The sequence below is a fragment of the Psychroserpens burtonensis DSM 12212 genome (assembly GCF_000425305.1).
GTDB classification, from domain to species: domain Bacteria; phylum Bacteroidota; class Bacteroidia; order Flavobacteriales; family Flavobacteriaceae; genus Psychroserpens; species Psychroserpens burtonensis.
In genome coordinates, this window is the sequence record NZ_AUDE01000010.1 from 30,093 (window position 1) to 51,749 (window position 21,657).

The 21,657-nt window shown below is 34.6% G+C and carries 22 protein-coding genes; 17 read left to right on the top strand and 5 right to left on the bottom strand.

The genetic code is table 11. The features are described 5' to 3' along the window. Positions 1–138: 138 nt before the first annotated feature. Positions 139–1,044 (bottom strand): sterol desaturase family protein, encoded by a 906-nt coding sequence (locus tag H593_RS0103820; RefSeq protein WP_028871214.1) that lies wholly within the window; start codon positions 1,042–1,044, stop codon positions 139–141. Positions 1,045–1,211: 167 nt separating this feature from the next. Here H593_RS0103820 and H593_RS0103825 point away from each other — a divergent pair, with 167 nt between their 5' ends. From H593_RS0103825 to H593_RS0103865, 9 genes are all read left to right on the top strand, one after another. Then, positions 1,212–1,901, top strand: coding sequence for a DUF2490 domain-containing protein (locus H593_RS0103825; protein WP_028871215.1), 690 nt, complete (start codon positions 1,212–1,214; stop codon positions 1,899–1,901). A gap of 30 nt (positions 1,902–1,931) precedes the next feature. Beyond that, positions 1,932–2,708, top strand: a complete 777-nt coding sequence (locus H593_RS0103830) for a carbonic anhydrase family protein (protein WP_028871216.1) — start codon at positions 1,932–1,934, stop codon at positions 2,706–2,708. A gap of 77 nt (positions 2,709–2,785) precedes the next feature. Next, on the top strand, positions 2,786–3,838 hold the full coding sequence (locus H593_RS0103835) for an o-succinylbenzoate synthase (protein ID WP_028871217.1): 1,053 nt from the start codon (positions 2,786–2,788) through the stop codon (positions 3,836–3,838). A gap of 10 nt (positions 3,839–3,848) precedes the next feature. Next, positions 3,849–4,808: a CPBP family intramembrane glutamic endopeptidase gene (locus tag H593_RS0103840; RefSeq protein WP_028871218.1), complete on the top strand. Its 960-nt coding sequence runs from the start codon at positions 3,849–3,851 to the stop codon at positions 4,806–4,808. A gap of 20 nt (positions 4,809–4,828) precedes the next feature. Beyond that, positions 4,829–5,887, top strand: coding sequence for an AMP-binding protein (locus H593_RS0103845; RefSeq protein ID WP_028871219.1), 1,059 nt, complete (start codon positions 4,829–4,831; stop codon positions 5,885–5,887). A gap of 95 nt (positions 5,888–5,982) precedes the next feature. Further along, positions 5,983–8,055, top strand: coding sequence for a vWA domain-containing protein (locus H593_RS0103850; protein ID WP_028871220.1), 2,073 nt, complete (start codon positions 5,983–5,985; stop codon positions 8,053–8,055). A gap of 151 nt (positions 8,056–8,206) precedes the next feature. Next, positions 8,207–8,446, top strand: coding sequence for a hypothetical protein (locus H593_RS0103855; RefSeq protein ID WP_028871221.1), 240 nt, complete (start codon positions 8,207–8,209; stop codon positions 8,444–8,446). Further along, a complete protein-coding gene (locus tag H593_RS0103860; protein ID WP_028871222.1) occupies positions 8,447–8,803 on the top strand; it encodes a vWA domain-containing protein in 357 nt (118 codons plus the stop codon). Positions 8,804–8,871: 68 nt separating this feature from the next. Further along, positions 8,872–10,209, top strand: coding sequence for a M24 family metallopeptidase (locus H593_RS0103865; RefSeq protein WP_028871223.1), 1,338 nt, complete (start codon positions 8,872–8,874; stop codon positions 10,207–10,209). On the opposite strand, the gene H593_RS0103870 is transcribed toward H593_RS0103865, so the two are convergent. Both H593_RS0103870 and H593_RS0103875 read right to left on the bottom strand, forming a co-directional pair. After that, entirely contained in the window at positions 10,206–11,498 is a 1,293-nt protein-coding gene (locus H593_RS0103870; protein ID WP_028871224.1) for an MFS transporter, read from the bottom strand. The two genes, H593_RS0103865 and H593_RS0103870, sit on opposite strands and share 4 nt — an antisense overlap. A 163-nt stretch (positions 11,499–11,661) precedes the next feature. Next, positions 11,662–13,290 (bottom strand): acyl-CoA carboxylase subunit beta, encoded by a 1,629-nt coding sequence (locus tag H593_RS0103875; protein WP_028871225.1) that lies wholly within the window; start codon positions 13,288–13,290, stop codon positions 11,662–11,664. A 144-nt stretch (positions 13,291–13,434) separates the two neighbouring features. Here H593_RS0103875 and H593_RS0103880 point away from each other — a divergent pair, with 144 nt between their 5' ends. From H593_RS0103880 to ettA, 7 genes are all read left to right on the top strand, one after another. After that, positions 13,435–13,791 (top strand): DoxX family protein, encoded by a 357-nt coding sequence (locus H593_RS0103880; RefSeq protein ID WP_028871226.1) that lies wholly within the window; start codon positions 13,435–13,437, stop codon positions 13,789–13,791. 5 nt (positions 13,792–13,796) lie between these two features. Next, positions 13,797–14,327, top strand: coding sequence for an NADPH-dependent FMN reductase (locus H593_RS0103885; protein WP_028871227.1), 531 nt, complete (start codon positions 13,797–13,799; stop codon positions 14,325–14,327). 43 nt (positions 14,328–14,370) lie between these two features. Beyond that, positions 14,371–14,808, top strand: coding sequence for a MarR family winged helix-turn-helix transcriptional regulator (locus H593_RS0103890; RefSeq protein WP_028871228.1), 438 nt, complete (start codon positions 14,371–14,373; stop codon positions 14,806–14,808). A gap of 100 nt (positions 14,809–14,908) precedes the next feature. Continuing rightward, positions 14,909–15,781, top strand: a complete 873-nt coding sequence (locus H593_RS0103895; protein WP_028871229.1) for a pirin family protein — start codon at positions 14,909–14,911, stop codon at positions 15,779–15,781. 106 nt (positions 15,782–15,887) lie between these two features. Beyond that, entirely contained in the window at positions 15,888–16,604 is a 717-nt protein-coding gene (locus H593_RS0103900; RefSeq protein WP_028871230.1) for a pirin family protein, read from the top strand. Positions 16,605–16,705: 101 nt separating this feature from the next. After that, positions 16,706–16,888, top strand: coding sequence for a CAL67264 family membrane protein (locus tag H593_RS0103905; RefSeq protein WP_028871231.1), 183 nt, complete (start codon positions 16,706–16,708; stop codon positions 16,886–16,888). A 158-nt stretch (positions 16,889–17,046) separates the two neighbouring features. After that, positions 17,047–18,738 (top strand): energy-dependent translational throttle protein EttA, encoded by a 1,692-nt coding sequence (gene ettA, locus H593_RS0103910; RefSeq protein ID WP_028871232.1) that lies wholly within the window; start codon positions 17,047–17,049, stop codon positions 18,736–18,738. A 177-nt stretch (positions 18,739–18,915) separates the two neighbouring features. Here the strand turns inward: ettA and H593_RS0103915 are convergent, their stop codons facing one another. Together H593_RS0103915 and H593_RS0103920 are read right to left on the bottom strand one after the other, a co-directional pair. Continuing rightward, positions 18,916–19,146, bottom strand: a complete 231-nt coding sequence (locus tag H593_RS0103915; protein ID WP_028871233.1) for a hypothetical protein — start codon at positions 19,144–19,146, stop codon at positions 18,916–18,918. Positions 19,147–19,275: 129 nt separating this feature from the next. Then, positions 19,276–20,076, bottom strand: a complete 801-nt coding sequence (locus H593_RS0103920; protein WP_028871234.1) for an MBL fold metallo-hydrolase — start codon at positions 20,074–20,076, stop codon at positions 19,276–19,278. A 219-nt stretch (positions 20,077–20,295) separates the two neighbouring features. Here H593_RS0103920 and H593_RS0103925 point away from each other — a divergent pair, with 219 nt between their 5' ends. After that, positions 20,296–21,648, top strand: coding sequence for a coiled-coil domain-containing protein (locus H593_RS0103925; protein ID WP_028871235.1), 1,353 nt, complete (start codon positions 20,296–20,298; stop codon positions 21,646–21,648). Positions 21,649–21,657: the final 9 nt, after the last annotated feature.

A 21,657-nucleotide genomic window follows, 5' to 3' on the forward strand; every position in this document is an offset into this window, starting at 1 on the left:
TGTTTTTTATTAAAATTCATGTTATGCTCGCATAAGCGAGTGTCTTTTTGATTATACATTTTTTTAGCTACATGTTTATCTGTAAACCACTACGGTGACTGAAAGCTTATTATTCATCTTGATACGGCGACTTCAACTTCAACTTCCATTGCCATTACTTTCCAACCATTCCTTCCGTAAATCATCAGAAAGCTGTCCAGTACCATCATGTCGCCAACCAGGTGGTTTAAAAAGATAAAGTATTCTGTTTTTTAACGATTTCCGACCAGAAAAAAAATCTTTAAATAGATCTATCCATTCGGTAAAAGCAATGCTGATTGGGTTATACGTATTAATATTTTTCACCAGTCCATAGACTACTTTTTCATCTTTTAGTTCGGGTTGAAATGTACCGAACATTCTGTCCCAAATAATTAAAATTCCTGCGTGATTTCTGTCTAGATATAGCGGATTTCTGCCATGATGCACACGATGATGCGAAGGTGTATTAAAAACAGTTTCAAACCATTTAGGCATTTTGTCTATAGCTTCTGTATGAATCCAAAATTGATAGATCAAGCTAATCGACATTTGTAGTATAATCATACCAGGATGGAAACCTAAAAGTGGGAGCCATAGCCAAAATACGAAAGAGTAAAATCCACCAGACCAAGTTTGTCTCAATGCAGTACTTAAATTATAATGTTGAGACGAATGATGAACCACATGAGACGCCCAAAATAATCTGCATTCGTGAGAGATGCGATGAAACCAATAATAGGCGAAATCATCTGTAAAGAATATTAAAATAAAACTCCACCAAACAATTGGGATGGTAAATAGTCTAAAGTTCTCATAAATATAAAAGAAAGCCAATAACACCAGTGCTTTACTAAAAAATCCCAAAAACACATTCCCTAATCCCATCGCAATGGAGGAGAAGGCATCTTTGGATTCATAAGTTTTAATACCTTCTTTTGCCGTCACGTACAATTCTAATAACATCGCAATTACAAAAAATGGAATCGCAAAGAAGATAATGTTTGGGAAGGTTGGATCTTGCATGAGCTGTTTCTAATTTCAGCTAAATTACAAAATTGTGAGTTTCTGTTATGAACCAATTTAAGTTCTTTAAAAAGAAAGGAAAGAAGATGTTAAATAGGAGTTAAACCGTATACTAATATTATCTAAATAATAGTAATACTATTATATTTGCATGTAAATAAGTCGATATGAAAAAAATAATAGCTATATGTGTTTTAAGTCTATTTGCGGCAAATGGTTTTTCGCAGGTAGAATCAGGACAAACTGGAGCTTGGTATATGTATTTTTTTAACCGCCAATTTAAGAATAGTCAGTTTGGTATTCAAGGAGATTTACAATATCGCAATTGGAATACCTTAGGAGACTTAGAACAATTGCTAGTAAGAACAGGTCTAACGTATACACCTAAGGAATCCAAGGTTCTCTTAACCTTTGGGTATGCTAATATTACTACAGGAGTATTTGGAGATAGTAATGATATCTCTAGCGAAAATAGGATTTACCAAGAAGCACTTATACCTCAAAAAATAGGGAGCCGTATTTATTTAACACATCGTTTTAGATACGAGCAGCGCTTTGTAGAAGATCAAGATTTTAGAACAAGATATCGATACAACCTTTTCATGAATGTGCCAATTAATAAATATAGCTTAGAAAAAGGAGCAATTTATGCAGCGCTTTACAATGAATTATTTATCAATGGGCAAGAAGATATAGGGAATAGTAGAACTGTAGAACTTTTTGACCGTAATAGAACATATCTAGGATTAGGTTATGTTATAAAATCTAGGCAAAGAATTCAATTGGGCTGGATGAACCAAAAAACAGTCGCTTTAGGAAAAGGACAATTACAATTAAGTTTTCATCACAATTTTTAATCAATTTAACGTTACATAACACATAATACTATGAAAAAAGGTTTTAATTACATCGCAATTACATTATTAAGTTTAGGGGTTTTATCATGTGATACGGCAAAAAAAGAAACGACTACAGATGCTAATAGCACGTTAAAAGAGACAATTACACCAGCGGTCCAGCAGCCAATAAAAAGTATTTTAACTGCAGAAGAGCAGGCCAGCATGACGCCAGATGAAATAATTAGTCGTCTTAAAAAAGGGAATGAGAATTTCGTAAGTAATAATTTAACACAAAGAGATCATTCTTCTCAAAGAAGGCTGGCAACAATTGGTCAATACCCCAAAGCTATCGTTTTATCATGCGTAGATAGTAGGGTTCCAGTAGAAGATGTATTCGATTTAGGTATTGGAGATATTTTTGTCGCTCGTGTTGCCGGGAATATTGAAAACAGAGATATTGTTGGTTCTATGGAATTCGCAACAGCTGTTGCAGGTTCAAAAGTAGTTATTGTTATGGGACATACGGCCTGTGGAGCTGTTAAACATGCAATTGATAATACAGACGCTGCATCTATGAATATGAATGCACTGAGCGATTTACTTGCAGAAATTAGACCATCTGTAGAGGCGACAGAGAAAAATGGAGAAGTCTCTTCTAAAAATCTAGCTTTTACAAATAGTGTGATAAATACCAACGCAAAACAAACAGTTAAAGACATTAGAAAGAGATCACCAAAAATGGCAGAGTTAGAAGCGAATGGAGACATTAAAATTGTATCCGCAGTTTATGATATGGAAACTGGTAAAGTGGTTTTCTTAGATTAGAAAAAGACTTATATTTTAGAGTTAAAAGTTGATGTTAAACAAAAACATCAACTTTTTTTATGCTTATTTTTGTAGCGATGATAAAAGCAATTTGTAAACAGTACATACTCAATTTCAAAAATCCAAGTGGAACCTCTCGAGGCATACTAAAAACCAAAGACACGTGGTTTGTTGTTTTAGAGAAAAACGGTAAAATGGGTATTGGAGAATGCGGTATGTTTAGAGGTCTAAGTATTGATGATAGACCAGATTTTGAAGACAAACTCCAATGGGCTTGCGATAATATCAATCTAGGTTTAGAGATCTTAATCAATGAACTTATTGAACTCCCGAGTATCCAAATAGGATTAGAGATAGCCTTCAAATCTTTAGAAAGTGCAGATGGTTTTAATTTGTTTCCTTCACGATTTACTCAAGACCAATCACCTATCCCAATTAACGGACTGATTTGGATGGGTGACAAAGCCTTCATGAAACAACAAATCAAAGACAAATTGAAAGCTGGTTTCTCATGTATAAAAATGAAAATTGGAGCCATAGATTTTTCTTCGGAAATTGAACTCCTCAAATCCATCCGACAAGAGTTTTCAGGAAACGATATAGAACTTCGAGTGGACGCTAATGGCGCATTTGCTCCTCAAGAAGCTTTAGAAAAACTAAAACGCTTATCTCACTTTGATTTACATTCTATAGAACAACCTATAAAACAGGGACAGTGGAGTGACATGGCGACGTTGTGTGAAAGCACACCTCTACCAATTGCTTTAGACGAGGAGTTGATTGGCGTCTTTTCCGAAGAAAAAAAGAAAGAGATGTTGATGCTTATTAATCCGCAATATATCATTCTAAAACCGACATTAGTCGGCGGATTCAAAGGCAGTGAGGCATGGATTAAATTGGCAGAAAGACAACACATCAAATGGTGGGTAACAAGCGCACTTGAAAGTAATATAGGTCTCAATGCAATTGCCCAATGGACGTATACGCTCAATAGTAAATCACCGCAAGGTTTAGGCACTGGTAGCTTATTTGCTAATAATTTTGATTCGCCATTAGCTGTGAAAAATGGTACATTGCGTTACGAAAATAATCAAGGCTGGAGCCTCTCTAATCTAGATTTAAATATTTAAAAATATAACTATGTTTATAGCTCAAGCATTTAAAGTGCAACATGATTTTTGGAGATATTTATTAGGATCTCTTTTGGTTGCAATGGCAGCCATCATAGGTCAATTCCCATTAATGATAGTGATTATGTACAAAACCACGACAGAGGGTGGTGATGTCACGGGAATTAATGAAACTACGATGTATCAGGTTTTGGATTCTAACGTGTTTCTGTTGTTAGTTTTATTGTCATTTGCTTTCGCCTTTATTGGCTTGTGGGTCGCCGTTAAAACATTACACAAACAAAAAATGGTAAGTATCGCTACCTCGCGTAAAAAGTTGGACTGGAAACGTATTATGTTTGCGTTTGTATTTTGGGGAGTGATCTCGACAGGATTAGTTTTAGTTGATTATTTCTATTTGTCTCCAGAGAATTATCAACTCAATTTTGAGCTAGAACGTTTTGTTATTCTAGTGATTATAGCAGTTGCATTAATCCCTATTCAAACCAGTTTAGAAGAGTATGTGTTTAGAGGCTATTTGATGCAAGGTTTTGGTATGTTAGCAAAAAACAGATGGTTTCCATTGCTAATGACATCGCTTATTTTTGGTCTCTTACATATCGCAAATCCAGAGGTTGGTAAATTAGGCTACAGTATCATGGTGTACTACATTGGTACAGGGTTATTTTTAGGAATCATGACTCTAATGGATGACGGTACAGAGTTGGCGCTAGGCTTTCATGCAGCTAATAATTTGTTTACTGCATTGCTGGTGACTACAGATTGGACTGTATTTCAAACCCATTCAATTTTAAAGGATACTTCAGAGCCAAAATTAGAATTTATAGACATGGTATTTCCTGTGTTTATAATGTTTCCTGTTATATTATTTATTTTTTCTAGAGTGTATAAGTGGAACAATTGGAAAGAAAAGTTATTTGGTAAAATCCATGAACCACCAACAGAAGATTATAAAATTATAGGCGATTAATTTTTTTACACGGAAATGTGATGACACCAACATTTGCTAATATCCATTCAAGATTTAAACTCAATGGAACTCACTTTGAACACGAGGAACTCAAAGAGGTGGCTTATAGCTTGGTTAAAGAAGGTGCGTATTTTCAAAGATCTACTGGTGAATTCTTATTAAATTGGTTAGATGACCATGCCGTTGTTTTGGTGAAAACGTCTGGTTCTACTGGAACCCCCAAAACGATAGAAATACATAAGCAGGCTATGGTGAATTCAGCTATGGCTACTGCCCATTATTTAGGACTACAACCTGGAGATACTGCTTTGCACTGTCTTCCTACGGATTATATTGCTGGCAAAATGATGTTAGTGCGTGCTTTGGTTCTAGGTCTAGAAATTGATGTGGTGACGCCAACATCACAACCTGTTTTTGATTACGAAAAATCCTATCGTTTTTGTGCGATGCTTCCCATGCAAATGCAATCCTCCTTAGGATATCTGCATCATATTGATATTTTAATAGTAGGCGGTTCTCCGGTCTCTAAAGCGCTAACAGCTGCTATTCAAAATTTAAAAACGAAAGTCTTTGCAACTTATGGCATGACTGAAACGGTGACGCATATCGCTTTAAAACTTTTAAATAATGGTGTTAAAAACGCCTATTTTGAAACCTTACCAGATGTTACGATTTCGCAAGACGAAAGGGATTGTTTAGTGATTGAAGCGCCAAAAGTAGCTTCAGAGAGAATAGTCACAAATGATATTGTAAAACTACAGTCTACGCATAGTTTTGAATGGTTGGGGCGCTATGATAATGTGATTAATTCTGGCGGATTGAAATTATTCCCAGAACAAATAGAAGCGCAGCTCAAAGGGAAGATTAAAACACAATTTTTTATAGCTTCAGAAGCTGATGATACCTTAGGCGAAAGACTCATCCTTGTGTTGGAAGCAGATCATACCACTTTAGAGGTTTCTGTTTTTGAAGGTTTAGGGAAGTTTGAAATTCCGAAGAACATATATGCAGTCTCACAATTTGTGATGACAGAGACGGGTAAAATACAACGTAAAAAGACGCTGGATCTCATAAAGTGACGGTTCCCTAATTCAAAATAATGTTTCCCTCATTCCTCATTTTATAAAACGAGATGTGGTTATAAGTTTGGTGTGAACTTAAAACCATAACCATTATGAAACTAGTATTAAATCTATCATTTATACTTTTTACAAGTCTATTATTAAATGCACAAGAGAAACAAATTTATGGCATAGTTACATCAGATTCAGATGGATTGCCATTACCTGGAGTGTCAGTAATTATTGAAGGCACCTCAATTAGCGTACAAACTAATTTTGACGGTTATTATAAAATTAGAGCGTCTGTAGGAGATGTACTTGTGTATACTTTTGTAGGTATAAGACGCCAAAAAGTTAAGGTTGGAAATACTGTAGAAATTAACGTCGCTTTAAAAGAGGATTTAGCAGCACTTGAAACGGTGGTTATATCAGCTTATAGTGGGGCTTCCAACAGTAGTCGGGTCAAAAATAACTGGTCTAAACCCACATTATCTTCAACACTTTCTGGTCGTGCGGCAGGCGTATCTACAAAATCAAAATCAAGAAATTATGGGATAGGACGTAAGAATGTTATGTCAGTTTCATCAGAACCTTTATATGTACTTGATGGTAGGCCAATTTCCGAAGAAAAATTTAGAAGTATCAAAACAGATAAGTTAAAACATGTTGAAATTCTTAATTCCCTTCAAGGTAAAACTGTTTATGGTTATGAAGGCTCTAAAGGCGTCATTGTTTTAAGAACTAAAGGACCTAGAAATAATGTCAACTTTGATATCATCAATGATTTTTTGAACGAGTCTTATGTTCAAATACATGAGAATGCATTTAAACGTTCAACATTAGCACCTTTGTCAACCTTTTCTATTGATGTAGATAAAGCAGCATATAGTAATATTAGACGTATGATTAATAACGGACAAGAGGTTCCTAGAAATGCAGTTAAAATAGAAGAAATGCTCAACTATTTTAGCTATGATTATTCGCAGCCACGAAATACACATCCATTTGCCATTCATACAGAAGTTGTTCAAACACCTTGGCATAATAAAACGCAACTCGTTAGAATTGGGCTTCAGGGTAAAACCTATGACAACGATAAATTGCCTGCATCAAATTTGACATTCTTAATTGATGTTTCTGGGTCTATGGATGCTACAAATAAATTACATCTATTAAAGAAATCGTTTAAACTTTTAGTGAATCAGTTGAGAGAAAAAGACAGGGTATCTATTGTTGTGTATGCAGGTGCAGCAGGCGTTGTTTTAACACCAACATCTGGCGATAAAAAAGAAATTATTTTGGAAGCTTTAGAGCGATTACAAGCGGGTGGTTCTACAGCTGGCGGACAAGGGATTAAATTAGCTTACGAATTAGCAGAACAAAATTTTAAGAAAGATGGAAACAATAGAGTCATTTTGGCAACAGATGGTGACTTTAATGTAGGTGCATCTAGCGATAGTGATATGCAAACGTTAATAGAGAAAAAGCGAGAATCTGGAGTATTCTTATCGGTTTTAGGATTTGGATATGGTAATTATAAGGATTCAAAATTAGAAATGTTGGCAGATAAAGGGAATGGGAATTACTCCTACATCGACAACATGCAAGAGGCTCAAAAAGTTTTTGGAAAAGAGTTTGGAGGCACATTATACACCATAGCGAAAGACGTTAAAATTCAAGTGGAATTCAATCCTAAGAAAGTTCAAGCCTATAGACTTATAGGATATGAAAATAGATTACTAGCAGATGAAGATTTTATTGATGACACAAAGGATGCGGGAGAATTAGGAAGTGGTCATACCGTAACTGCGCTTTATGAAGTTATTCCTGTTGGAGTTTCATCTCATTATTTAAAAAATAGTTCTAATTTAAAATACACAAAAAATGAAATTACTAATAACTATACTGACGAACTTTTTACTGTGAAATTTAGATATAAAAAACCAGATGGAGATAAGAGTATTGAGATGGTTCATGTTCAGGATACTAAAATTTCAATAGCTAGTGAGGATATGAATTTTGCTTCGGCAGTTGCATTAATAGGAATGAATTTGTTACAATCTCAATATGATAATGGCGCATCAATGAAAGATGTTATTAGGTTGGCAAAACAGGGCAGAGGTAACGATGATGATGGTTATAGAGCAGAATTTATACGACTTGTTGAATCTTATAGATATTTGTAAATAAATGTGATCTCTACATTAGAAAGAGCAACTTTTAAGTTGCTCTTTCTAATTATTTATAGTTCACTCATTCAAATGCTTACTTCACTCAATTGTTATTGTATTACCTGTGCTTTGGTTGTAAATTAGTGTAACTAAAAACCTTAATCCAATGAAAAATCAAATCACTTTAGTACTCGTTTGCTTGTTTTTCTACGTTGCAAACGCTCAAGACATGGCTATCGAAACAAAATCTGTAAGCATAGAAAATGTTATTTCGTATGTTATAGAGACTATGGGCAAGAATTCAGAACAGGACTCGCTATCCTCTAAAAACATTACATTCTTAATTCAGTCGGCACCAAACGGATTAGCTATCGAAGATAAAGTTATTTTAAAGCAGACTTTGTAATTGATCTCTAAGCGACTTTCCGAAGATGATAGCATAACTATTATTTCATATTCTGGTATTAATGGAGTCGTTCTCGAGAAAACATCTCCAAAAGCATTGAAGAAAATCATGCATGCTCTTGAGAACTATAAATCGAGTATTAAAGAATTACATAGTGATGGTATTCAATTGGCTTATACTTATGCCCAAGAAAATTTTGAAGAAGACACCTCTAGCACTGTCGTGATGATTAGAAATCCAAAGGCATCTAGTGCTTCATACATTCAAAATGCAGAAGCTCCAAAAAAGAAAAGTAATACAATTCTCATTACAGCAATTGGGTTATTACCAGAAATTATTTCTCTGATTAAGGATTGATAGATAACCGGAATTGTATATTTTTAACCTGAAGTCGAATTTAGATGTTAAACGATACAATAAGATAAATGAAAAAAGTATGCTTTCTCCTGTTATTTGTAAGCTTTCAAATCCATGCCCAACAAATATTATCTGTTAAAGAACAAGCCGTCGTTATTGATGATATTCTTGCAGATCGTTTTAATAATTTGTTACCAGATTTAATGGATCGCGCCAATCTAGATATGTGGATTTTAATGTCTAGAGAGTATAATGAGGATCCTGTTTTGAAAACAATGTTACCAGCCACTTGGCTCAATGCGAGGCGACGAACAATCATTGTGTTTTATAGAAATAAACATATGAATACCCTAGAAAAACTGGCTGTAGCACGTTACAATTTTGGGGATAATATAATTTCTGCTTGGGATAAGGAACAACAACCTAATCAGTGGGAGCGTTTGGTTGAGATTATTGAAGAACGAAACCCAAATCAAATAGGATTAAATTATTCAACGCATTTTAATATTGCTGACGGACTCGATAAAACAGATTACGATGAATTGATGCAGGTGCTTCCTAAGCCCTATAAAAGTAAAGTGGTTTCTGCGGAAAAAGTTGCAGTAGGATGGATTGAGACCAGAACGGAACGAGAAATGATTATTTATAATCAACTCGTAGATATTACGCATGATATTATTGCAGAAGCGTTTTCTGAAAAAGTCATCACAGCAGGAATTACAACCACATCTGATGTAGAGTGGTGGATGCGACAAAAAGTAATTGATTTAGGTTTACAAACATGGTTTCATCCAACAGTTGACGTGCAACGATCAAAGGATGATTTGAAAGGACATTTGTATTCGTTTTCAGACCGACCAGAAGAACAAATTATTGTTCCTGGTGATTTGGTGCATTGTGACTTCGGAATCACTTATTTAAGACTAAACACAGATTGTCAAGAATTAGCCTATGTATTGAAGCCCAATGAAACGGTACCTCCTCAGTTTTTAATAAAGGCACTTAAAGAAGGTAATCGCGTACAAGATATCTTTACCAATAATTTTGAAACAGGGCAAACTGGAAACGAGATTCTTTTAAAATCACTTCGAGAAGCAAAAGCTGAAGGATTAAAACCTTCAATTTACACACATCCTTTAGGAAGTTATGGACATTCATCTGGACCAACAATTGGGATGTGGGATTCTCAAGGAGGAGTTGCAGGCGCTGGAGACTATCCCTTATATCCAAATACAGTATATGCTATTGAATTAAATACAACCGTCAACATTCCAGAATGGAAGCGTGATATTAGAGTCATGTTAGAAGAGGCTGGGTTTTATGGAGAAGACGGATTTAGATATGTAAATGGGCGTCAAACGACCTTGTTGACGATTCCAAGGTTAAAGGCGCATAAAGGGAATTAATTGGTTGTTGATTTAGAATGTCTATACAACCAAAAAGCAGCTACAAGACCAACCAAAGAAAATAGCGTCATAATTCTAAAGGAGTGTTGTAATCCAATTGCTCCAGGGTTTTTGTCCAAGAAGTACCCCATTAAAGGTCCAGCAAAAATATCTGGTGTATACCCAACAATAGAAATAAAACCGACAGCAGTTCCAGTCAAAGCCAGTGGTATTTTACTTTCTTCTAAAGTTGCAAAATAAAGTACTCTTGCAGAATATACTCCCAATGCCATAGTACCAATAGATAATATGAATAGAAGGGTAGAACTGTCATTGATTAGTCCGCTAGCAAAAACCCCACTGGTTACAAGCATGAGTAAAAAGCCAATCATAATCCATAATGATGCTCGTGTACGATCTGCTAATACACCAATCACAACACCAATGATTGGTCGTAGATATAAAAGTGAAGTGCCTACTTTGGCAGCTTCAATCTTATTATAATTCATGACTTGTTCAGCATATTGACTAAATAAATCTGTCATTTTATATCCAAAATAAGCACATAAAATAATAATCATCAAGAGCCAAACAGCTTTAAATTGCATGACCGTTTTAAAGTTTGCTAGCGTTAGTGTTTTCGGTTTATCAATTCCGATTTTAATTTCAATCTGTTTTTCTTCCGAAGAATTTAAATTTCTCAAAAAGAAAAATACAAGAATAGAAACCACACAAACTGCAAAGGCAGTATAAGTGATGACTTGTTTAAAAGCTTCTTTGCGTTCTAAAACAGAAGTAAGCTCTATGTCTTTGGTGATAAATGCGGAAAATACAAGAACGCCAACCGATCCAAACAATGCAGCCACCAAACCACGACCACCATCTAAAAATCCAAAAGCTATTCCTTGTTTGCTTTGTCCTCCCCAAATTCTAGTTGCTTTAATCATTGCAGCCCAAAACAAAAAAATAGTTGTGAAACCCCAAAACCCGTATAATACATGAAGATTTGCTAAGCTTGGATAGCTAGCTAAATAAAAGCCACCAAGAGCGGTAAGCATTAAAGCTATAGACATTAATATCTGCGGACGAAATTTATCTGCTAAAGGTCCTCCAAACAAATAAGACACTAAAGCGACCAGTCCATAAATAGAAAAGCAACTTCCTAACTCTGATTGACTAATGGCGAAAGATTCTAAAAATGTAGTTCTAAAAATACGCTGTAAAACAAAAGGTAATATAAAAACAGACTCACCAGCTAATATGAGTAAGATGATTGTATATGCTGGTGAGGTTGTTTTTTGTTGTGACATTTATACTAATATAAATAATAAATTTCGCATTAAAACTTGTTCATTTCCCGTTCTATTTTATTGTTCACAATTTACGTAACTAATGCTGTGAAAATCGATCACAACGTTATATAACGAAAAAGCAACTTCGTTTTATGTACAACCTTGACTATTTAAATTGGTATTAAACCTGTAAAACACCCATATTAAAAGGTTTTTCAATAGGAGCGTGGTTGGCAGCTTCTATTCCCATACTAATCCAAGTTCTGGTATCTAATGGATTAATAACCGCATCTGTCCAAATGCGAGACGCAGCATAGTAAGGAGATACTTGGTTATCGTATCTGTTTTTGATTTTGTCGAATAATTCTTTTTCTTTCTCTTCGGTGATTTTTTCACCTTTTTTAAGAAGTGATGCTTTTTCTATTTGTAATAATACTTTTGCTGCGCTATTTCCGCTCATAACTGCAAGTTCTGCACTTGGCCACGCGACTATTAATCTGGGATCATAAGCTTTTCCACACATAGCATAGTTTCCTGCACCATAACTATTACCAATAATAATTGTGAATTTTGGTACCACGCTATTACTAACAGCATTTACCATTTTAGCACCATCTTTGATAATACCACCATGTTCAGATTTACTACCAACCATGAAGCCAGTAACATCTTGTAAAAACACTAAAGGGATTTTTTTCTGATTACAATTGGCAATAAAGCGTGTCGCTTTATCTGCACTGTCATTATAAATCACACCTCCAAACTGCATTTCACCGCTATTTGTCTTTACGAGTTTACGTTGATTGGCAATAATACCAACTGCCCAACCATCGATACGCGCATATGCTGTGATGATTGTTTTTCCATAACCTTCTTTGTATTCATCAAATTCACTGTTATCAACTAAGCGTTTGATGATTTCTTTCATGTCGTATTGGGCTGCACGTGATTTTGGTAAAATACCAAAGATATCATCAGGATTTTCTTTCGGTTTTTTTGCAGCTATTTTATTAAAACCAGCCTTGTCATAATCACCAATTTTATCCACTAAACGTTGAATAGTTTCTAACGCGTCTTTATCGTCTTTTGCTTTATAATCGGTTACACCAGAAATTTCGCAATGCGTTGTTGCACCTCCTAGAGTTTCATTGTCAATACTTTCTCCAATCGCAGCTTTCACTAGATAACTACCCGCAAGAAAAATACTCCCTGTTTTATCTACAATAATAGCTTCATCACTCATTATTGGAAGATAAGCACCACCAGCAACACAACTTCCCATAACTGCTGCGATTTGGGTGATTCCCATACTGCTCATAATTGCATTATTTCTAAAAATGCGACCAAAATGCTCTTTATCAGGGAAAATTTCATCCTGCATTGGTAAATACACACCTGCAGAATCCACTAAATATATAATTGGCAACCGGTTTTCAATAGCTATTTCTTGAGCACGCAAATTCTTCTTTCCAGTAATTGGAAACCACGCTCCAGCCTTCACTGTGGCATCATTGGCAACAACTATGCATTGCTTTCCTTTAACATAACCCATTTTCACTATGACACCACCAGATGGGCAACCACCATGTTCTTCATACATGCCATCACCAGCAAAAGCAGCAATTTCTATAATTGGTTTTTTTGAATCTAAAAGATAATCAACACGCTCTCTAGCAGTCATTTTGCCTTTAGCATGATGCTTTTCAATACGCGTTACTCCTCCACCAAGCTTTACTTTGGCGAAACGTTTTTTGAGGTCAGAAAGAAGTAATTTATTATGATCTTCGTTTTTATTGAAGTTTAAATCCATAGTGTTTTTATTTCCTACGAATTTACGAAACCAGTCACATATTAAAAAGTGAATTTTTTGTTAAAATTAATTACATGGAATTATATTCCTAGGAATATATAATTATTTTGTTCTATATTTGCACAGACAAAAACTTTTTAAAACATGAATCGAGACAAAATTATATATTATCTGGCTACAGGATTATTGACCCTATTACTATTGTTTTCTGTAAGTATGTATTTTTTCAATCACGAAGATATCAGGCAAGCATTTACCGGTTTTGGCTATCCAACATATTTAATTTATCCTTATGCAGTAGTTAAGTTACTAGGTTTAGTCGCGATTTGGTTACCCAATTTAAAAATGTTCAAAGAATGGGCGTACGCAGGTTTCTTTTTTGCATTCATACTCGCATTCTTTGCACATTACATGATAGGTGATGGTGAGCAAACAGGAGCCTTAATAGCGTTAGTGTTATTAGTAGTATCGTATATTTGTAATAAAAGAATTAAAAACTAAGAGAAATGAAAAAAATTATAACATTCGCAGGAAGTAACAGTAAAGATTCAATAAACAAGCAATTAGCAGTTTATGCATCAACGTTAGTTAAAAATGTAGAGATAACTGTTTTAGATTTAAATGATTTTGAATTACCTGTCTATGGCATCGATTACGAAAAAGAGCATGGCATTCCAGATCATGCGCATAAATTCCTAGACTACATCAATTCTTCAGATGGAATGATCATATCTTTAGCAGAGCATAACGGAGCTTACGCAACAGTATTTAAAAATCTATTTGATTGGTTATCTAGAGCAGAAGCTAAAACATTTTGTGGAAAACCAATGTTGTTGATGGCAACTTCACCTGGAGCAAGAGGAGGAGAATCAGTTTTAGGCATTTCTAGTGAACGTTTTCCACGTCATGACGCTAATATTATAGGGAAGTTTTCACTGCCTTCTTTTAATGATAACTTTTCGGAAGGAAAAATTAGTAATTCTAAATTGAATGACCAATTAGTAGAAGAGGTCAAACAATTTCAAGAGAGTTTATAGATTAAAGCGAGTTTATTGCAAATTGAAGACTGAAGATTAGTATATGGGAGATATTTCTAAAGATATAAATTCAACGTTTCCAAATAATAGAGTGAAAGCAATGCTCAATATTATTTATACTTCAAATTGGATTACGAGTTGTCAAAACGATTTTTTTAAAGATTTTGGGATTTCACCACAACAGTATAATATTTTAAGAATATTGAAAGGAGCAGGTGAGCCACTTAACGTTCAAACTATAAAAGATAGAATGTTAGAACGCTCACCAAATGCTACGCGACTAATGGATAAGCTTTGTGCTAAAAACTGTATTGAACGTCTACCTTCAGAGCACGATAGACGGGTTGTTAAAATAGTAATTACTAATACAGGGGTAGCACTATTAGAATCCATACCAAACGATTTAAATACCGAGTTGTTGAAAAATTTAAATGAAAAAGAAGCAGAGCAATTGAGTAATCTCTTGGATAAAATGCGGTAACTAAAGTTCTGCATTGGCAGGGATCTTCTTAGGGGCCTTAGTAACTGCGTTTTCTTAACTAAATAGTTTCCATAAAAACTATTTCAAATAGGATTAAACAATGAAATTAAATACAATAAAAAGAGCAGGACGAAGTCATTTCGTCGATATGGGACCCATTAGGTTGCGTCAGCCATTTCCAACACAACATATAAAAATGATAGATCCATTTGTGTTATTACATCATTATGGACCTTATGAAATTAATGAAGAGCGTAACCCTTTTGATTTAGGACCACATCCGCACAGAGGTTTCGAGCCCATTACGTTTTTGGTTCAAGGCGAGCAATTACATCGCGATTCTTTAGGTCATGAAAGTATCGTAAAAGCTGGTGATGTGCAGTGGACGACAGCTGGAAGAGGTATCATTCACGCTGAAGGTCCAACAAAAGAGCTTATCAAAAAAGGAGGTATGATTGAAGGGATACAACTATGGTTGAATTTACCAGCAGAGAAGAAAATGATGCAAGCCAATTATCAACATGCAAAACATGAGGAATTTAATGTGATCGTTTCTGAAGATAAAAAAGTTGAGATTAGAATTATTGCAGGCACACTTGATAATCTTTTTGGGAAAATTGCAACTCAAACACCAGTCAACGCTTTCATGATAGATGCGAAAGCAGGAGGAGAGCAAGCGATAATGTTTGACAACTCTCATCAAGGTATGTTGTACCTTTTAAATGGAAAGGTTTTAATTAATACTTCGGAAATTTTAGAACTCGATAAAAATCAACTGCTAGAGTTTAATCAGGATGGGGAAGGATTCTCAATACAAGCAGAAACCGATAGTAAATTGTTATTTCTTTCTGGAGAACCTATCAATGAAACTATTGCAACATATGGACCTTATGTTATGAATTCTCAAACTGAACTTTTAGAGGCTATGCGTGATTATCAAATGGGTAAAATGGGATTTTTACCTGCAAATTAATTCGGCTGTCATTTCAAGAGAAATCGAGAAATCTCAACCTGATTGCATTTTTTAAATTAGAACTAATAATGATTGTCCCACTGTCTTGGGGTTAAAATAAATTTCAATGAAAACAATACTTCACAAAGCAGACACCAGAGGCTTCGCTAATCATGGATGGTTGAAATCACACCATTCTTTTAGTTTTGCGAGTTATCACAATCCAGAACGTATGAGTTTTGGAGCACTGCGTGTTTTAAATGATGATCTCGTTCAACCTAAAATGGGATTTGGTACACATCCTCATCAAAATATGGAAATAATTTCGATTCCTTTAAGTGGTGCGCTTTCACATAAAGATAATATGGGAAACACACAGGATATTGAAGTTGGCGAAGTACAAGTCATGAGTGCAGGAACTGGATTGACACATTCTGAGTTTAACGATAGTAAAACAGATGAGGTTAACTTTCTCCAGTTATGGATTATTCCTGAAGCAACTAATGTAAAACCTAATTATGAGCAACGTGCATTTTTTTCCGAAGAACAAAAGAATCAATTGCAAACGGTTGTTGCACCAAAAGATAAATTAGAAGGTGATGCCTTACCTATTAATCAGCAAGCTTATATGTATCGTACAAACTTAGAATCAGGTAAGTCCATAGGTGTTAATGTAAAAACTAAGCAAAATGGATTCTATGTATTTGTTATAGATGGTGAAGTTGAAGTGGCTGATAATACACTAGGAAAAAGAGATGCTATTGGTGTTTATGACACAGAAAGTATTGATATAAAATCAAATAATAATTCTGATTTGATTATTCTTGAAGTTCCAATGAATTAATCTAACTATAATTGATTAATAGCTAAAAAGCATTCTGTAACGGAATGCTTTTTTCGTTTAAAAAATGCGATATTTGTAATTCCCTTAATAACAATTGAATTATGGCAATGAATAAAAATACGGTGTTGGCTTGGGCTACCACAATAATGATAATAGTAGGATTAAGTTTAATCGCTTTAGGCGCATTTAGATATGACGACGTAGCTGGTTGGGGCTTTGCTGCTGTTGGTGGTGGGTTTTTCTGTATTGCATGGGTCTTTAACGCTTTAAAGGGTAGAGTGTAGCTGAGATACCGAAAATTCACAACATTAGCTTGCAGTGTACAATCGCAGTAAACCGTTTTACTGAAGTGCAAAAACCAAATTAATAATATCAAGACCACTAAAATTTTAGCTAAAGTGGAAACAACTGAACAACAAACCATTTAACAACTTTACAACACATGTCTGACGATAAAAAAGTGATTTTCTCAATGTCTGGTTTAACAAAGACATTTCAAAGTGCGCAAACTCCAGTTTTAAAAAACATATACTTAAGTTTCTTTTATGGAGCAAAAATCGGAATCCTAGGTTTAAATGGATCTGGTAAATCAACCTTACTAAAGATTATTGCAGGAGTTGATAAAAATTACCAAGGTGATGTTACTTTTCTTCAAGATTATTCTGTAGGTTTTTTAGAACAAGAGCCACAATTAGATGATGAAAAAACAGTTATGGAAATTGTTCGTGAAGGTGCTGCAGAAACAGTCGCTATTCTCGATGAATATAATAGTATCAATGACCAGTTTGGTTTAGAAGAAGTGTATAGTGATCCAGACAAAATGGAAAAGCTAATGAACCGTCAAGCAGTTTTGCAAGATCAAATTGATGCAGCTAACGCTTGGGAACTAGATACTAAATTAGAAATTGCTATGGATGCTTTGCGTACTCCAGATGGTGATAAGAAAATTGGTGTACTTTCTGGTGGTGAGCGCCGCCGTGTTGCACTTTGTAGATTACTGCTTCAAGAGCCAGATGTATTATTACTGGATGAGCCTACCAATCACTTGGATGCAGAATCTGTACATTGGTTAGAGCATCATTTGGCACAATATAAAGGGACTGTTATTGCAGTAACTCATGATAGATACTTTTTAGATAATGTTGCAGGTTGGATTTTAGAACTCGATAGAGGAGAAGGTATTCCTTGGAAAGGAAACTATTCTTCATGGTTAGATCAAAAATCTAAACGTATGGCCCAAGAAAGTAAAACAGCTTCTAAACGTCAAAAAACTTTAGAACGTGAGCTAGAATGGGTTCGTCAAGGTGCTAAAGGTCGTCAAACAAAGCAAAAAGCACGTTTGAACAACTACGACAAAATGATGAGTCAAGATCAAAAGCAACTGGATGAAAAATTAGAGATTTATATCCCTAATGGCCCTCGTTTAGGAACTAATGTTATTGAGTCTGTTGGTGTCAGTAAGGGGTATGATGATAAGTTGCTTTACGAAGATTTAAACTTTAATTTACCACAGGCTGGTATTGTAGGTGTTATTGGACCAAACGGAGCAGGTAAAACAACGATTTTTAGAATGATCATGGGAGAGGAAACTCCAGATAAAGGTGAGTTTAAAGTTGGAGACACAGCTAAACTGGCTTATGTAGATCAAAAACATTCTAATATAGATCCTGAAAAATCTATATGGCAAAACTTTAGTGATGAGCAAGAGTTAGTAACTATGGGAGGAAAGCAGGTAAATTCTAGAGCTTATTTAAGCCGCTTTAATTTCTCTGGTAGCGAACAAAATAAAGCCGTTAAATTATTATCTGGTGGTGAGCGTAACCGTTTACATTTAGCGATGACGCTCAGAGAAGAAGGTAACGTCTTACTTTTAGATGAACCTACCAATGATCTTGATGTTAACACGTTAAGAGCCTTAGAGGAAGGTTTGGAGAACTTCGCAGGATGTGCAGTAGTTATTTCTCACGATAGATGGTTTTTAGATCGTATTTGTACTCATATCTTAGCGTTTGAAGGTGATAGTCAAGTCTATTTCTTTGAAGGAAGTTTCTCAGATTATGAAGAAAATAAGAAAAAACGCTTGGGAGGAGATTTAATGCCTAAGAGAATTAAGTATAAGAAGCTGGTAAGATAATCTAAAAATGAATTCTATTACATTCATTTATAATGAGCTAGAAACAACGTGTGTTTTATTTTCCTGTTTGTGATTTTGTGTAACTAAATAGGTTAAAACCCTATTCTATAATCTGAAATGTATTTAAAATTATAATCAAAGTTAATATTACAAACATTGTGATATGTGAAATTGTAACTAATTGTTGTTATCGTACAAATGACTTTCTGTAAAATCTTGATAACTTTTTTCAACGTCAGATTTGTAAAAGCTACTATCAAGTAATTTTTTATTTTCTGCCTTTAGCTTGTACATTTTGATAATTGCAACAGCAATAAATACTAAAAATATGGAAGCTGTAACGATGAGAACTATAGTAAGTTGCATCGTGCTTACAAGAGAGATATTTGAGATATAGGTGTTTAGCATCTTGCTAGGTTTAAAATGATTGGGAAGTCAAATATACAACATATATCATAATAAGAACGCTTTATCTATAATAAAACACACTTCATCGGTATAATTTATTAACAAAACCGTTTTAAATAGTTCATAAGTCTATTTTTGATACCAATTTAATTGGACAACTTCTATACCTTTATCTGCTTGGTTTACTAATGTTTTAAAGTTTTCTACGTCACTAAAACCATCTGTTCCTCTATAATGATAGGGATATATTTGTTTTGGTTTAAATTCTAAAACAGCACTAACAGCACTTTTTACAGTCATTGTATAAGGTAAATTCATGCAAACAAAAGCTTTATCGATATTTTTGAGAGCTCTCATTTCAGGAATGTCTTCTGTATCACCTGAAATATAGATACGTTCGCCGTCAATTGTTAATATGTATCCATTTCCGCGACCTTTAGAATGATATTTTAAAGCCTCCTCTCGTAAGTTATACATTGGGATTGCCTCAAATAAGTGTCCATTTATTGTGATAGAATCACCATTATTGAGAGTTACAAAAGTTCCAATTTTAAGATCTTCGGGAAATTGATCAACCACAGCTTTAGGCCCGATTACAGTAGCATTAGATAAATCTAAGGCTTTGAGAGTTTCAAAATCCATATGATCGCCATGGATATCTGTAATTAAAACAATTTCAGGAACAGAGAAGCCTTCAAACACTTGAGGACCTCCTGTAGGGTCCACATAAATATCATCTTTACCATAAGATAAAATCATGGTTGCATGTGATATTGGATTAATACGTAAGGTTTTTTCTGCGGAAGATGTTTCAGTAACTAAACCTCCTACGCTTGTTTCCAGCGAATTAATAGATCGGTCTTTCGATTCATTTTTACAAGAGAAAACTGTTAAACTCAAGGGAAATAGTAGTAATAAGTAATATTTCATATAGCTATATATTTTAAGATTTTAAAGATAATAATAATTGAAATACGAAAGTATTTTGTAACAAAATATTAAATTTTACTACTTATATTTTAGGCGGTTTAAGTTTTTAAAATCATATTTTTTAACGAAATTGCTAGTCCTAAAGATTGTTCAACCAATATTAGTTCTTACTGATAAGTTATTTCAATTGAGAAGTGATATTAAAATACATAACATAATATGTCTGATGATTTTGATTTATTAGAAACAAATATTAACGAGAAAGCTGATAAAGTAGATGTCAATTGGGGAAAAGCTATTGACCAAATGAAGTCAAAGCTCGCTCAAGAAGATGATCCAGAAAGTCGTCAAAAAATTCTGAATGCCACGTTAGACAATGTTGTTGGTATGGCAGAGAAAGATCGTTCTACATTATTGGATGCGATTAAAGACTTGACCGATTACCAAGATGAGGTAGGAATTATGTTTGAAGGTTTTTCGGCATTAAATTTAGGTGAACAAAAAATTATTGATGATGCTATCAAACGTTTAGAGCGTGCAAAAGTAGAATTGGAAGATGCTAACGCAAAGCCAGATACGTTTTGGAACAATCTCTTTGGAAGAAAAGCTAAAATCAAAGAAGCAGAGCAAGAGCTAAAAGATGCTCAAAAAGTTAGAGATGCTGCAGATAATGAAGCTAAGGCTATGTTTCAACAACGTATTGAAACTGCAGATGTACAAACACTACTAAATGAATTGTCATTTAAAAGTCAGGCTGCCATCAAACGTTTAAAAGATAGAGAAGTTGAGATCAAGGAGGTAGAAGAAAGTTTAAAGACTGCTATTTTAGAAGCGAGTAATAATCACACAAAAGCGCTTCAAAAGAAAAAAGAAGTAGAAGACAAGTTAGAGGAGCAATACGCATTACTCAAACAAGCGCGTCAAGCCTTAGAAGAAGTTGCAGATAAGCAAACAACAGCATATTCTGAAGCCCTAAGTAAAGTAACAACACTTGAGCAAAAAGTAGAGGAGTTAGAAGGTCTTAAAAACGCTTATACAACACTTGCAGCATCAAAAGATAGTTTTGTACATAAGCATAATTTAACGATTAAAGTATTAACCTCATTACGCAGTAATTTACAAACACATCGTGCAAAATTAAAAAGTGATACCGATGAGCGTCTTAAATATTATGATGGTTATATCGTAGCATTAAAAGCACGTACAGATCAAGAATTCGCTGCGATTTTAGAACATTTAGGTGTTAAAACAGATGAGCATATTGGCGAAACGTTAGCAGCAATGCATACTGCAAGTGCTAAAGCACGTCAAGAAATGATGGATAATATTCCAGTTCACGAAAAAGTGATGCAAGGCGTCTATGGTAGTTATGCAGAGGCTTTACAAGAAATTCGAGAGAAGGATAAGTCAATTCAAAAGAATTTTGCAGAGCGTTACGGTATCGATATGAAAGAGATTTTTGAAGATTACTATGCGGCAGATGCTAATGCTCCTTCAGGAGGTGATGGAGGAGGAGAACCAGCAGGTGACCCAAAACCAGAAGCAAACGACGAAGATGATTTATTATCTTAAAAAGTGGTC